The sequence below is a fragment of the Brachybacterium avium genome (genome assembly GCF_002216795.1).
Classification (GTDB): Bacteria; Actinomycetota; Actinomycetes; order Actinomycetales; family Dermabacteraceae; genus Brachybacterium; species Brachybacterium avium.
This window is the reverse complement of sequence record NZ_CP022316.1, coordinates 3279189-3294112: the sequence shown is the minus strand read 5'-3', so window position 1 is coordinate 3294112 and position 14924 is coordinate 3279189. Positions and strand designations below refer to the sequence as shown.

The window sequence follows — 14924 nt, the reverse complement described above, 5'->3', positions numbered from 1 at the left end:
CCCTGCCCGCAGCGGCGAGCAGAGCCAGCTCGTGGTCGACATGGGCGGCCAGCCCGCCGCTCGCGGCGGGGCGCACCAGGAGGATCCTCACTGCGCTGACCTCGATGCGCCGTAGCGGCCGCCCCTGAACCGGTGCGCCAGACGCCGGGTGGTCTCGGGATCGGCGGCAGCCATCAGCGCTGCCGAGAGGAGCGCGGCGACCAGCCCGCAGAGGATGCCGATCAGCACCGTGCGGGGTTCTCCCGCGTCCGCGGTCACCAGCCTCTTCCCGAGCAGCAGGCCCGGGATGCCGCCGCCCAGCACCGCGATCGGGACCACGAGCGCAGTGCGACGCACCTGGACGAGGTGGCCACCGTGCTCGAGCACGTCGGCGATCCGCGCCAGGCCCATCAGCCCGGCCAGCGCCATGCCCAGCGCCATCGCCAGCGCGAAGACGGTCGCGGCCTCCGCGGCGGAGCGCTGCGGGCTCGGCAGCACCACGGCCAGGATCACCACACCGGCGATCAGCCAGCCCAGCGAACCGACCAGCAGCGCGTCACGCGCGCGGAGCGCGGCGGAGAGGATCCGCGTGCACTGGGTCGCGACCGCGAAGCCGACCAGTCCCAGCGCCAGGGCGGCCGTGGTGGAGCCGACACCGGTCGCCCCGGCCCGGTCGATCAGGCGGAAGAACTGCTCGAGGGCGGGTCCGGCGGCCAGCAGCATGGCGGCGCCGACCACCGAGACCGCCATCACCGTGCGCACCGAGGCCGCGGCGACCTTCGCGAAGCCGGAGCGGTCACCGACCAGTCGCAGCTCCGACAGATGCGGGAACACCGAGGTGACCAGGGGCACCACCAGCACCGCGTAGGGCAGGAGGTACAGGGCCTGGCCGTACTGGAAGACGGGCAGGGTGCCCACACCACCAGCCCGCATCGCCAGGAGCATCACCAGGGCCAGGACCAGCTGCTGGGCGCCGACGGCGCCGAGCCCGGCCCCTCCGAGCGCCAGGGCGCGGCGGCCGAAGCCCGGCGGCATGGTGAGCGAGGGACGCAGGCTCAATCCCGAGCGCAGGGACATCACCACGACGGGCAGCGCCATGGTGGCGACCCCGGCCGTGGTCCCCCAGCCGAGCCACCACACGGCGCCCTGGCTGATGGTGGTGGAGGTGGCGACCGCCGGCACCAGGTGGGCGTAGACGCGATAGGAGATCATCACCGTCACCGAGGACAGCAGCGGCATCATCGCGGGCCAGAAGAAGCGCCGGCGCGCCTGCAGATAGGCGGCCAGCACCACGGAGATCCCGTACAGCGGGAGCTGGAACGCGAAGATCCGCAGCAGGGCCGCGCCCAGCGGGACTCCTGACTCCGCCGGGCCATCGGCGGCCAGCAGCAGCTGGGCGAGCGGGCCGGAGAAGAGGATCACCAGGGCGGCCAGCGCTCCGGTGCCCAGCAGGGTCCAGGTCAGCAGGGTCGAGACGATGCGGTCGGCGAGGGCGGTGCCGCTGTCCACGGCCTGCCCCTCCCCTGCGGCAGGTTCCTCGCCGGCTACGAGCTGCTCGCTCACTGGGCGCGGCGCCCCGGTGGCGGCGACTGCGGTCGTGGCGGCGGCGGTCGTGGTGGTGCCGGCGGCGGTCGTGGTGGTGCCGGCGGCGGCTGAGGTGCCGCTCGCGTCGGCAGCGGCGTGAGCGGAGGGGTTGCCCTCGGGCACCAGCCCGGCGATCAGCGGGACCACAACAGCGGCGAGCACGCCGCCGGCGGCGACCTCGAACAGCACGTTGGGCAGCATGTTCGCGGTGGAGTAGGCGGTGCCGACGTCGCCGGCGCCGATGCTCGCACCGAAGACGAGGTAGCGGACGAATCCGAGGATGCGCGCGAAGATGGTGACCACCAGGATCACCCCTGCGCCGCGCAGCACCGAACGGGCGATCGAGCTGCGAGGGGCGGGTCTCGGGGCGGCCGGGCTCATCGGGGCGCCTCGGGATCCGTGCCCGGCGCAGCGTGCGGTTCATCGCTGCCGGCGGCGGGCGCCCTCGCGGGACGACGGCCGAGGCGGTCCAGGGCGCGCAGCGCCGCGGTGCGCTCGATGACGGCGCTGAAGCTGACGCGTTCGCTGGCCAGGTTCAGCGCGACGACGGCACCGAGCAGGGTCAGCCGGGCCGGGAGGGGCAGGCGCCGGGTCGCCGCGCCCCCGACGGCCGCTCCCAGCACGTTCGCCCCCGCATCGCCGAGCATGCCGTGCTCGCGCAGGTCCGCGGGCAGGGCGAGCAGTCCGGGTACGGCGGCGGCGAGGGCGAGGTGGCGCCCGCTGCTTCCACGCTGGTCCTGCGGCGATCCTAGGGACAGGAGCGCGGCGGCTGGCAGCACCGCCTTCAGCGCCCTGCCGGGTCGCAGGTCCAGGAGATTGGCGAGGTTCGCACAGCCTGCGATCAGAGCGGCATCGGCCACCACGATCGCTCCGCCTCGCGGCGACGGCGCGGCCACCGCAGCGCCCAGCGCCACCAGCGGGATGCCCAGCGCCTTGGCGGCGCCGGTGGTCAGATGGCCGGTGCGCAGGGCACCGAGATGGCCCCGCAGCCCTTTGGAGACGGGGCGTCCGGCGCGGCGCAGGCGCGGCTCCAGCAGGTCATCGGCGAGGCCGAGGATACCGATCCCGGCCACGGCGAGGGCATCCGTGGCCCGGCCGCCCCGGGCCGTCACCAAGGTGGCGCCGGCGATGACGAGGGCGCCCTCGGCGAGGCTCACCTCGCGACCGGCGAAGTTGCGCCGTCGCAGCTCTCCACACAGCGAAGGGGTCATCCCTCCCCTCCCCCGTCGGAGGGCTGCGGGTCGGCGCCCGCATCGCCGGTTCCCTGGTCCTGGAGCGCGCCCTCGATCCCCCGCGTCTCGGGCAGCACCGGCAGGCGTTCCTCGGCGTCGCCGGTGGTGCCATAGGCTCCGGACCCGCCGCGGGTCTGCTCGATCAGGGCGAGCACGGACAGCAGCGGCCCGTCCGGCTCCTGGAGCCGGTCCGTGGTCGAGAGCGCATCGAAGGCACGGTCGCCCCGCACTGTGCGCAGGATACCGGTGGAGGCGTCGTTGCCGGGCGTGGCAGCGGAGACGACGGCGGGCAGGCCGGTGCCGGCGAGCTCGGTGAGCAGGTGGGTCTGGGAGGCCAGCAGCGCCTGCGCGCGCTCGGTCGCGACGGCCTCGTCCTCGGTCTCCACGGAGAGCTCCTCCGGGGCGGCGCCGGTATAGATCACCGCATCCACCCGGGTGGGGGCATGGCCGTCGATGACGATCAGCTGATGGTCGATCAGCACCTGCCACAGCTGCGAACGCAGCTCGGGCGGGAGCTCCTCACCCCCGCGCAGCAGGTTCGGGATCAGACCGGACAGCTGCGCGGCATCGGTGAGCTCCCCATCGGGATCAGCGGTGAGCGCGGCCGGCGCGATGGACCTGATCTCCCCCACCGCCGCGGCACGCTCCCCGTCGGCGTCCGGGGACCACAGCGCCGGCTGCAGGCCGATCCGCGTCGGGGACTCGACCCCGGCATCGCCCAGCAGGGTCATCATGCGTTCGATGCCCGGGCGGGTGGAGCCGTCGTCGGTGATCACCGCGACCTGCTTCCCGGCGAGGTTGCCGGCGACGAGCTCCGGGCCGAGCTCCGAGACGAAGGTCGCCAGCTGGTCGTTCTTGGTGGACAGCTCCTCCGCGTCGGAGCGCAGCTGCTCCTGCTCCGTGCGCAGCTGCTCGACCTGGCCGGCGAGCTGGTCGCCGAGGTTCTCGCGCAGCGGACCGGCGCCGAGCACGATGCCCACGGCCAGTGCCAGGAACACGGAGATCAGCGAGACGAGGTGGTATCGGAAATCGATCACGAGGTCGGGTTCCTCCTACGCCCCGGTGACCCGGGGTGAGAACAGCATGGTGAACCAGGACAGGATCCCGTCCAGGCGGGCGCCGAGGATCTGGACCAGTGCCTGCCCGCCGGGGGTCGCCCAGAGCGCGACGGCGAGTGCGGCGAGCCCGGCCAGTGCCAGCAGCACCAGCTGGAGGGTCGAGATCCTCTGACGGTACAGGCGGGAGACACCCTTGGCGTCCACCAGCTTGGAGCCGATCCGCAGCCGGGTGAGGAAGGTCGAGCTCATGCCGGCACGGCCCTTGTCGAGGAATTCCTCGAGGGTGCCGTGCGTGCCGACGGCGACGATCACGGAGGCTCCCTTCTCGTCGGCCAGGAGCATCGCGATGTCCTCGCTGGTACCGGAGGCGGGGAAGGAGATCGCGTCCTCGGCGAGAGCCAGCTCGGCGAGGCGCTCCATCCCCGGGGCGCGTCCGTCGCGGTAGGCGTGGACGACCAGCTCGGACCCGCCTCGCAGAGCGCGGTCGGAGACGGAGTCCATGTCACCGATGATCATGTCGGGATGGAAGCCGGCCTCGATCACCGCATCCGCTCCCCCGTCGACACCGATGATGATCGGGCGGTTCTCGCGCAGGAAGGGCTTGAGCGTGGCCAGGTCCTCCTTGTAGTGGTACCCGCGCACCACGATGAGGACCGGACGGCCGTCCATACGGGTGCGCACGTCCGGGGCACCGATCCCGTCCAGCAGCAGATCCCGCTCGCGGAGCATGTACTCCATGGTGTTCTCGGCGAACAGCTCGAGCTGTTCGGACAGGCCCTCGCGCGCGACCTCGAGGGACGCGGTGACGGTCGCGTCATCCTGGCGGGTGCCGTGCGCGATCACCGCATCATCGAGGAGCACCTCTTCCCGCGCCACCGTGATCGACTGCCCGTCCCGGATCTCCTCAAACACGGACTCGCCGAGATCGTCGACCAGCACGATGCCGGCGTCGACCAGGATCCGTGGCCCGGCATTCGGGTAGCGACCCGAGGTGGAGGCCGCGACGTTCAGCACGGCCGCCGGCTCGCGCTCGACCAGAGCCTCGGCGGCGACCCGGTCGATGTCCTCGTGGTCGATGATCGCGATGTCCCCGGGCTGCAGCCGCTTGGTGAGGTCCTTGGTGCGCTTGCCCAGCCGGGCGATCCCCGTGACGGAGACCTCGACGCTCATCGCCGCACTCCCGGTGCGGAGCTCTGCCCGGCGGCCCCGGCACGCGCCTCGTCCAGCAGCTCCTCGGCGTGGGCGAGGGCGACGTCGGAGGCGTCGTCACCGGCGAGCATCCTCGCCAGCTCCCTGATCCGGGCCGGCCGCTCGAGGGTCTGGACAGTGGAGCTGGTGGTGCCGTCACTCGAGGACTTCACGATCTGCAGGTGGGTGCTGGCGTGGGCGGCGACCTGCGGCAGATGGGTCACGACGATCACCTGTGCGTGCCGGGCGAGACGTGCCAGCCGCTGGCCCACCGCGAGGGCCGCCCGACCCCCGATCCCCGCATCGATCTCGTCGAAGACGAACACCGGCGCGGCGGAGCGATCCTGGCGCGAAGAGGACAGTGCGACCTCGAGAGCGAGCATCACCCGGGAGAGCTCGCCACCGGAGGCGGCCTGGGCGACCGGGAGGTGCTGGGCACCGGGGTGCGGGGCGAGCAGGATCGCGACGGCGTCCCGGCCGTGGGAGCGATGGCTCTGAGCGGTCACCTCCACCCGGATGTCCGCATCGGGCATCTCGAGGTGGCGCAGCTCCTCCTGGACAGCCGTGGACAGTGCAGCGGCGGCAGCGGTACGGGCCGCGGTGAGGGCTTCGGCCGCAGCGGTGAGCTCGTCCTCGACCTGCGCCAGCCTGGTGGCGGTCGTCGCGCGCTCCTCTTCTGCGCCCTCGAAGCGGTCCAGGTCGATGGCCGCGCTGCGGGAGGTGGACAGCAGGGTGGTGATGTCCTCGGCCGGCCCGTCGGCACCCGGCAGCATGGTGCCGAGGTCCCGCACCAGCAGCGTCAGCTCGTGGAGGCGCTCATTGGCCTCCTGGATCCGCCCGGGGGAGGCATCGATGTCCTCGGCATAGCGGGAGATCTCCGCGGCGATGTCCGAGAGCTCGATCCGCACGGAGTCGAGCCGTTCGACGAGGGGCGCGAGCGTGGGGTCGGTGCGCGCAGCCCGGCCCAGAGCCTCGGCGGCGATGGCCAGCAGCGGGGCCGCGGCCGGGCCGTCGTCGTCTCCGACCAGAGCCAGCGCCGCCTGGCCGGCCGCGCCACGCAGCTCCTCGGCGTTGCCGAGACGTTCGATCTCCGCCCGCAGCGAGAGGTCCTCGTCCTCCTGCGGATCGGTCTGCTCGAGCCTTTCGAGAGCCTCCCGCAGGGCGGTGCCGCGCCGGTCCCGCTCGGTGAGCAGCGCATCGAGCTCGGTCAGCCGCCCGGCGAGATCGGAGCGTTCGCGCCAGATCGTCCGGTGCCGATCGAGCAGGGGCCCGATCTCAGCGACCGCGAAGCGGTCCAGCGCCTCCCGCTGGGCGTCGAGATCGCGCAGTCGCTGCTGGTCGGACTGGCCATGCACGGTCACTGCGGTGCCCACCAGCCGGGACAGGGTGCCGATCGGGACGGGCACGCCGCCGATCTGTGCACGGGAGCGACCATCACGGGTGACGCGGCGCACCACCAGCACCTCACCGTCGTCCTCCTCGGCGCCGAGCTCGTCGAGGGAGTCCGCGAGCTCGGTGTGCCCGGTCAGTGACAGGGTGCCGTCCACGGTGCTGGCGCCACTGGTGCGGCCACGGTCCAGCCGACCGCCCAGAAGCATGGTCAGTCCGGTGACGATCATCGTCTTGCCGGCACCGGTCTCCCCCGTCAGGGCGGTGAAGCCGGGACCGAAGTCGAGCATCGCGTCGTCGATCACGCCGATATGGCGGATGCGGAGCGTGGACAGCATGGAGCCCTTCCTGCCTCAGCGGGTGCGGGGGTCGCGCCCCCGCCAGCCCACGACGGGCAGCTGGAACTTCTCGACCAGCCTGTCCGCGAAGGGGGTCGGGGCCAGTCGTGCCAGTTTCACGGATTGCGCGGACAGTCGAGCCTCGATGCGCATGCCTGCGGTGATGTCCGCACTGCGGCGGCCGTCGAGGATGAGGATCGCATCGTCGCGGTTGTCGAGGGTCATCTCCACGGCGGCCTCGGAGGAGCGCCCGAGCACCAGCGGCCGGGCGAACAGCGCGTGGGCCGCCAACGGGATCAACATCATCGCGTCGACCTCGGGCCAGATCACCGGGCCACCGGCGCTGAAGGCGTAGGCGGTCGAACCGGTGGGGGTGGACAGCAGCACTCCGTCCGCGCCGAAGGAGGAGACGGGTCGCCCGTCGATCTCGATGGCGACGTTGATCATCTTCTTCCGATCGGCCTTCTCCAGGGAGGCCTCGTTGAGCGCCCAGTGCCGTTCGATGAGCTGGTCCTGGGCGTCGAGCACGGTGATCTCGAGGGTCGAGCGCTCCTCGACCTCGTAGTCGCCGTCCAGCAGGCGCGAGACCGTGATCGAGAGGTCCTCCACCTCGCTCTCGGCGAGGAAGCCCACATGCCCGAGGTTGACGCCGTGGACGGGCAGGTCAGCGGCGCGCACCGCCTCGAGCGCCCGCAGGATGGTGCCGTCGCCGCCGAGCACGATCCCCAGTTCGACGGCATCCGCGGCAGAGACCGCGTCCAGGACGTCGACCGCGCCGTTGGTGAGGAAGGTGAGCAGCTTCGGCGGTGCCATGTTCTCGGGCAGGGAGAGGATCTCGTCGACCTGATCGTCGACGACGACGCCGCGCACGTTCCGCAGCCGGAGCTCCTCGAGCACGTTGAGCATCGCCCGCAGGGCGGCTCGCCGACCCGTGTGCACGTACAGGAGGAACCGTCGCATGGTGGTCAGTCCTCCTCGGTGGTGTGCTGGTCACGGCGGCGCCGAGGACCGTCCCCGCGCACGGCCGACTCGATCATGTCACAGGCCTGGGCGTCCAGCGCGGAGGTCGCGCCGCACGGTCGCAGATGGAGGAAATACTCTCGATTCCCGTCCTGCCCGGGCAGCTCGCTCGGACCGACGGCCTGGGTGAGCAGTCCTGCCTGCGCGGCCGCCGCAGCCACCCCGCACACGGCCGCCGTCCGGTCGGCGGCGCTGCTGACCACTCCGGATCTGGGCAGCGCGGCCCTGCCCACCTCGAACTGGGGCTTGACCATGAGCAGCAGTTCCCCGTCGGCCCGGACTATGCCGGCCAGGGCCGGGACCACGGTGCGCAGGGAGATGAAGGAGAGGTCCGCGACCACCAGGTCGACCGTGGTGCCCAGGAGCTCGGGCGTGAGGTCCCGCACACTGGTGCCGTCGCGGACCGTGACGCGGGGGTCGCGGCGCACGTGCTCGGCGAGCTGCTCGTTACCGATATCGACGGCGATCACGGCGGCGGCGCCCCGGCGCAGCAGCACATCCGTGAATCCGCCGGTGGAGGCCCCGGCGTCCAGGCACAGCCGTCCGGCGGGATCCAGCGCCAGCGCCTCGAGAGCCCCGGCGAGCTTATGCGCGGCGCGGGAGGCGAACTCGATCCCGTCGGGGACGTCGACGACCTCGAGCAGAGCGCCGTCCGCGACCGGCGTCGACGCCTTGACGGCCGTTCGACCGTTGACCCGCGCGCGGCCCTCCTCGATGATGCGGCGCGCATGGCTCCGAGAGCGCGCGTGGCCGGCGGCGAGCAGAGCGACGTCGAGTCGGTTGCCGCTCACCGCTGGGCGGGCGACGGCACGGTGGGGTGCTCCTCGCGGAGCTGCCCCGTCCAGGCGCTGTCCGCGCTGTGCTCGTGCAGCAGGGCCAGCACCGCGCGGAGCACCTGGGGATCGTCCCGGTCGCCATGGACCGTGATGTCGCCGTCGTTCCAGGTGGCGCTCACGGCTCCGCAACGAGCACGGCCGCCGTCGAGGACCGGCAGCGGGAACGGCGCGGCGATCTGGGCGAGGTCCGGCAGGATGAAGGTGGGCCGACGGATCGGTTCGGCGCGGAGGGCGGCCTCGACGCCGTCGACGCCCGTGAGCACGAGCAGAGAATCCATCTCCGCCCGCACCGCACCCTCGATGTCGGTATCCAGGCGATCACCGATGATCAGTGGTCGGCGCGCATCGTGCTCACGGGCCGCGACCTGGAACATACCGGGCTCGGGTTTCCCGGCCACGGCCGGTTCGACCCCGGTGGCATGACGCAGCGCCGCAACCAGGGAGCCATTGCCCGGAGCGAGGCCCCGCTCGGTGGGCAGGGTCGCATCGACATTGGTGGCCACCCAGTGCGCACCGCGACGGATCGCGTAGGCGCCTTCGGCCAGGCACGACCAGTCCAGGTCCGGTGACCAGCCCTGGACGACGGCGGCGACCTCTGCGGAGTCGGTGTCCACCGGGGAGAGACCGACCTCGCGCATCTGGGCGGCCAGACTCGGCCCGCCCACGACGAGCACCTTCGCGCCGGCGTCGAGGCGATCGGCGAGCAGGCGCGACGCCACCTGCGGAGAGGTCACGAACTCGTCCGGCTGTGCGGTGATGCCGATGTCGGCCAGATGCTCAGCGGCCTGCTGCGGGGTGCGAGAGGCGTTGTTGGTGGCGAAGACGACGGTGCGCCCGGCCGCGCGTGCGGTCTCGACGGCCTCGGCGGCATGCGGGATCGGCCGGGAGCCGTGCATGAGCGTTCCATCGAGATCGAAGAACAGTGCGTCGTGCAGGTCGAGCAGGGACGGGTCCGGGCGGCGGATCATTCGCGCTCCTCCGGCTCTCGATCCGTGTCGACGTCAGCGGTCGCGTCCTCCTGCGCTGCGGGCTCCGCAGCTGCCGCGCCGGCCGCGTCCTCGCCGGCTATGCTCTCGGAGTCGTCGGCCGTGTCGCCGCTGTCAGCATCGTCGTCCGCATCCGCGTCCGGGTCGTAGGCGTCCAGTACGGCGATCTGCTCGTCGTCGGCCCACGTGGGTTCTTCTGCCGGGGCCGGCGCCGGTCGGCCGAGCCGCTCGGCGGCGTCGGTGAGGCCCTCGGTGTCCGTGTCGGCGGCCAGGGTGAGCCAGCGCTTGGACTCCTCCTGGCGATCGGCGCGTTCGAGCAGATCGGCATAGGCGACCCACAGCCGCACCTGCCACCGCCCGTCGACCTTGTGGCGCAGGGCCGGGATCTCGAGGGTGCGCAGCGCCGTGCCGATGTCGCCGGTATCCGCGTAGGCGCCGGCCACCACGATCATCAGCTCGATCGCCGCGTCGACGCCGAGGGAGGAGGCATCGTCGGAGGCCGCGATGTCCAGAGCCCGCTCGGGCCGTCCCAGGCCACGCTCGGAGTCGGCGATCATCGGCAGCACATCAGTCCGACCGGTGATGCGCAGCGAGGTGCGCAGCTCACGGGATGCGGTACGGAAATCCCCGGCACGATATGCCAGCACCCCGTACGTCTCCCGGACCACGCCCACGCGCCCGCCGAGTCTGGCGGCGAACCGGGCGTGAGCCAGTGCAGTCTCGTTCTCGGACTCCTCCAGCAGCTGTGCAGCGACCATATGGCGGGCGACCCGCTCCGCCGTCTCCTTGCTCAGGCTGAACAGTTCAGAGCGCGCGTCCCTATCGAGCTCGCGTCCGGTGATGCTCGCCGGGATGTGAGGTTCGATCGGACGATCGGCACGCGCCTCCTGGCCGGGACGATGCTCTCGCCGGTCATCACGCCGCGCACGGTCATCGCGCTGCGCCCGACCATCACGACGAGGACGGTCCTGGCTCCACGGGCGATCATCACGGCGCGTTCGATCGTCACGGCGGGGACGATCCTGGCTCCATGGCCGGTCATCACGTCGCGGGCGGTCGCCGCGCTGCGGACGATCCTCGCGGCTGTCGCGCTTCTCCCACGGACGATCATCGCGGCGGCCACGGGCGTCTGAGCGAGGGTTCGCAGAGCGACCTTCGTAGCGGTGCGAGCCGCCGTCGCCGCGGCCGGATCGGTCGCCGCGCGCGTCCCCGGAACGTTGCCGCGTCGCGGACCGCGGCGCACCGCGATCGTCGCGACCGGGGCCTCCCCGGTAGCCTGCTCCCTTGACGCCCGCGCCGGAGCCGTCCGGGTGATCACGCCTGGGGCCGCGAGCCTCTCGTGGGCCCCCTGCTGTGGGCCGCCCGCGGTACCCGCCGGATGCCTTGCGGGGGGACGATGTCGCGGCGCGCTTGTCACTCCGCTGCCAATTGCGGCTCTCATCGCCGTGGCCGCGGTCGTCCTTGCTGTTGCTGTCCTCAGCCACCCTGGACCGTCCGTCTCTTAGCTTGTCTCGCTCTATGCCGTTTTCTCCCAGGATCCTAAGCGACTCCACCCTGTTGACCAGCTAGTAACAGCGTCATCCGTGACAGCTTTCACCAGGTGACCGGCGCTCGGAACGCCGCTGGCAATGCTCCTCAGGCGCCGTGACCAACGTGGTCCCACGGCTCCGGCATCCGTCTCGCAATGCCCTCGCGGTGCGCCCACCGGCGCCGCCTCAGGCCAGTGCCATCATCCTGCTGCCCGACGTCGCAGCTTTCGGGCATGAAAAAAGGGAGTGGAGGAGGCGAACACCCAAAACAGGGGTTCCAGCACTCCTCCACTCCCAATGAAGATGTCCGGCGGCGACCTACTCTCCCACACCCTCCCGAGTGCAGTACCATCGGCGCAATCGAGCTTAGCTTCCGGGTTCGGAATGGAACCGGGCGTTTCCTCGACGCTATGACCGCCGTAACACAATGAGACAACCAGACCCCACACCCCGAGCAACAAAACCCGGACCGTCAGGGGTTGTTCCCCGAGAACCGCACAGTGGACGCAAACACACACAGCAAACAACCAACACAAAGAAATGTTGTTGTAAGTCATCAGCCATTAGTACCAGTCAGCTCCACACATTGCTGTGCTTCCACACCTGGCCTATCAACCCAGTCATCTACTGGGGGCCTCTCACACCCAAAGGGTGTATGGATATCTCATCTCGAAGCAGGCTTCCCGCTTAGATGCTTTCAGCGGTTATCCCTTCCCGACGTAGCCAACCAGCCATGCCCTTGGCAGAACAACTGGCACACCAGAGGTCAGTCCATCCCGGTCCTCTCGTACTAGGGACAGGACTTCTCAAATATCCAACGCGCGCAGCGGATAGGGACCGAACTGTCTCACGACGTTCTAAACCCAGCTCGCGTACCGCTTTAATAGGCGAACAGCCTAACCCTTGGGACCAACTCCAGCCCCAGGATGCGACGAGCCGACATCGAGGTGCCAAACCATGCCGTCGATATGAGCTCTTGGGCAAGATCAGCCTGTTATCCCCGGGGTACCTTTTATCCGTTGAGCGACACCCATTCCACAATGGAGTGCCGGATCACTAGTTCCTGCTTTCGCACCTGCCCGACATGTCTGTCTCGCAGTCAAGCTCCCTTGTGCACTTACACTCAACACCTGATTGCCAACCAGGCTGAGGGAACCTTTGAGCGCCTCCGTTACTCTTTAGGAGGCAACCGCCCCAGTTAAACTACCCATCAGACACTGTCCCTGATCCGGATCACGGACCGAGGTTAGGAATCCAGAACGACCAGAGTGGTATTTCAACAATGACTCCACACCCACTAGCGTGAATGCTTCCCAGTCTCCCACCTATCCTACACAAGCCGTCCCGAACACCAATATCAAACTATAGTAAAGGTCCCGGGGTCTTTCCGTCCTGCTGCGCGTAACGAGCATCTTTACTCGTAATGCAATTTCGCCGAGTTCGCGGTTGAGACAGTGGAGAAGTCGTTACGCCATTCGTGCAGGTCGGAACTTACCCGACAAGGAATTTCGCTACCTTAGGATGGTTATAGTTACCACCGCCGTTTACTGGGGCTTAAATTCTCAGCTTCGAACTCCGAAGAGCTCTAACCGGTCCTCTTAACCTTCCAGCACCGGGCAGGCGTCAGTCCGTATACAGCGTCTTACGACTTCGCACGGACCTGTGTTTTTAGTAAACAGTCGCTTCTCCCTGGTCTCTGCGGCCCTCACCGCTCTCACGGTTCGGGCCCCCCTTCTCCCGAAGTTACGGGGGCATTTTGCCGAGTTCCTTAACCACGATTCTCTCGAACGCCTCGGTATTCTCTACCTGATCACCTGAGTCGGTTTAGGGTACGGGCGACCGTATTCGTCACGCCGGAACTTTTCTTGGCAGTACAGGATCACTCACCTACGCCCATACGGGATCCCCATCACGTCTCACCCTCATGGCCCCAGCATTACCCGGGGCCGGGCTGCACGCTTAGACGGACTATTCCATTAAGTCCGCGGAAGCTACCTCTCTGCGTCATCCCTCGCGCTGACCTACTACAACCTTGGTTCCCAGCCTCACCACTCTCCACACCCCGAAGGGTATGGGAACAGCTCGGGTGGTTAGCATCGACTGCCTCGGTATGGGTCCTCCTACGATCGGTTCGGGAATATCAACCCGATGTCCATCGACTACGCCTGTCGGCCTCGCCTTAGGTCCCGACTAACCCAGGGCGGATAAACCTGGCCCTGGAACCCTTGATCAATCGGCGGACGGGTTTCTCACCCGTCTTTCGCTACTCATGCCTGCATTCTCACTCGTACAGCCTCCACCACTGGGTTCCCCCGCGGCTTCGCTGGCTGTACGACGCTCCCCTACCCACCCAGACACAAAGTCTGAGTGACACAGCTTCGGCGGTGTGCTTGAGCCCCGCTAAATTGTCGGCGCAGAATCACTTGACCAGTGAGCTATTACGCACTCTTTCAAGGGTGGCTGCTTCTAAGCCAACCTCCTGGTTGTCTCAGCAACTCCACATCCTTTTCCACTTAGCACACGCTTAGGGGCCTTAGCTGATGTTCTGGGCTGTTTCCCTCTCGACTATGAAGCTTATCCCCCACAGTCTCACTGCTGCGCTCTCACGTACCGGCATTCGGAGTTTGGCTAAGGTCAGTAACCCGGTGGGGCCCATCGCCTATCCAGTGCTCTACCTCCGGTACGAAACACGCAACGCTGCACCTAAATGCATTTCGGGGAGAACCAGCTATCACGAAGTTTGATTGGCCTTTCACCCCTATCCACAGGTCATCCCCTCCATTTTCAACTGAAGTGGGTTCGCGCCTCCACGCGGTCTTACCCGCGCTTCACACTGCCCATGGATAGATCACTTCGCTTCGGGTCTAGAGCCGGCGACTGAACGCCCCGTTCAGACTCGCTTTCGCTACGGCTACCCCACACGGGTTAACCTCGCCACCGACCACTAACTCGCAGGCTCATTCTTCAAAAGGCACGCCGTCACCCCTAAAGGCTCCGACGGATTGTAAGCGCACGGTTTCAGGTACTATTTCACTCCCCTCCCGGGGTGCTTTTCACCTTTCCCTCACGGTACTTGTCCGCTATCGGTCAAGAGGTAGTATTCAGGCTTACCAGGTGGTCCTGGCAGATTCACACCGGATTTCACGGGCCCGGTGCTACTCGGGAACAGCATCACGCCATGCAGAAGTTTCGTCTACGGGGGTCACACCCTCTACGCCGTCGCACTCAACACGACTTCGACTACCACTGCACGTACACGTCGGACCGCCGGCAGACGATCCAGATACGTCCCACAACCCCCAACCTGCAACCCCTGCCGGGTATCACACAGACCAGGTTTAGCCTCCTCCGCTTTCGCTCGCCACTACTCACGGAATCACTATTGTTTTCTCTTCCTGCGGGTACTGAGATGTTTCACTTCCCCGCGTTCCCTCCACACTGCCTATACATTCAGCAGCGGGTACCACGACATGACTCGTGGTGGGTTTCCCCATTCGGACATCCTCGGATCACAGTTTGGTTGTCAACTCCCCGAGGCTTAACGCAGACTCCCACGTCCTTCGTCGGCTCCTCTTGCCAAGGCATCCACCGTGCGCCCTTTAAAACTTACGGCAACACAAAGACTCTTTGCGCATTAAAAATTGCTTACAAGATGCTCGCGTCCACTATGCAGTTCTCAAGAAACAACCCCACACCCACACCACCCCGCAAAATACGGAAGCAATGCAAGGGAGGACCAGCCACACACCCCACAAGACCCCAGCCACCAGAAGCGACCAGGGTCA

At 68.3% G+C, this 14924-nt stretch carries 10 protein-coding genes and 2 rRNA genes; 1 reads left to right on the top strand and 11 read right to left on the bottom strand.

Features of this window, described 5'->3' with window-relative positions; translation table 11 throughout:
- Positions 1-87: 87 nt before the first annotated feature.
- From murJ to CFK39_RS16300, 9 genes are read right to left on the bottom strand one after another with little or no spacing between them, the layout of a single operon-like run.
- Complete coding sequence (murJ, locus tag CFK39_RS14745; protein ID WP_089066096.1) at positions 88-1944, bottom strand: murein biosynthesis integral membrane protein MurJ; 1857 nt, start codon at positions 1942-1944, stop codon at positions 88-90.
- Complete coding sequence (locus CFK39_RS14740) at positions 1941-2774, bottom strand: hypothetical protein (protein ID WP_089066095.1); 834 nt, start codon at positions 2772-2774, stop codon at positions 1941-1943. The genes murJ and CFK39_RS14740 overlap by 4 nt, the downstream gene beginning before the upstream one ends.
- Positions 2771-3832, bottom strand: a complete 1062-nt coding sequence (locus CFK39_RS14735; RefSeq protein ID WP_089066094.1) for a copper transporter — start codon at positions 3830-3832, stop codon at positions 2771-2773. The genes CFK39_RS14740 and CFK39_RS14735 overlap by 4 nt, the downstream gene beginning before the upstream one ends.
- Positions 3833-3847: 15 nt before the next feature.
- Complete coding sequence (gene steA / locus CFK39_RS14730; protein ID WP_089066093.1) at positions 3848-5023, bottom strand: putative cytokinetic ring protein SteA; 1176 nt, start codon at positions 5021-5023, stop codon at positions 3848-3850.
- Positions 5020-6768, bottom strand: a complete 1749-nt coding sequence (gene recN / locus CFK39_RS14725) for a DNA repair protein RecN (protein WP_089066092.1) — start codon at positions 6766-6768, stop codon at positions 5020-5022. The genes steA and recN overlap by 4 nt, the downstream gene beginning before the upstream one ends.
- A 15-nt stretch (positions 6769-6783) precedes the next feature.
- Positions 6784-7728: an NAD kinase gene (locus CFK39_RS14720; protein WP_089066091.1), complete on the bottom strand. Its 945-nt coding sequence runs from the start codon at positions 7726-7728 to the stop codon at positions 6784-6786.
- Between the two features lie 5 nt (positions 7729-7733).
- Complete coding sequence (locus CFK39_RS14715) at positions 7734-8579, bottom strand: TlyA family RNA methyltransferase (RefSeq protein WP_089066090.1); 846 nt, start codon at positions 8577-8579, stop codon at positions 7734-7736.
- Positions 8576-9592: an HAD-IIA family hydrolase gene (locus CFK39_RS14710; protein ID WP_089066089.1), complete on the bottom strand. Its 1017-nt coding sequence runs from the start codon at positions 9590-9592 to the stop codon at positions 8576-8578. Before CFK39_RS14710 ends, CFK39_RS14715 begins: the two co-directional genes overlap by 4 nt.
- A complete protein-coding gene (locus CFK39_RS16300) occupies positions 9589-10368 on the bottom strand; it encodes a hypothetical protein (RefSeq protein ID WP_245822705.1) in 780 nt (259 codons plus the stop codon). Before CFK39_RS16300 ends, CFK39_RS14710 begins: the two co-directional genes overlap by 4 nt.
- On the opposite strand from CFK39_RS16300, the gene CFK39_RS16455 reads away from it, so the two are divergent.
- Positions 10369-10743 carry a hypothetical protein gene (locus CFK39_RS16455; RefSeq protein WP_172805629.1) on the top strand — a complete coding sequence of 125 codons (375 nt, stop codon included), beginning with the start codon at positions 10369-10371 and terminating at the stop codon, positions 10741-10743.
- A 701-nt stretch (positions 10744-11444) separates the two neighbouring features.
- Here the strand turns inward: CFK39_RS16455 and rrf are convergent.
- Both rrf and CFK39_RS14695 read right to left on the bottom strand, forming a co-directional pair.
- Positions 11445-11561, bottom strand: a 5S ribosomal RNA gene (gene rrf / locus CFK39_RS14700).
- A 122-nt stretch (positions 11562-11683) separates the two neighbouring features.
- A 23S ribosomal RNA gene (locus tag CFK39_RS14695) occupies positions 11684-14751 on the bottom strand.
- Between the last annotated feature and the right edge of the window lie 173 nt (positions 14752-14924).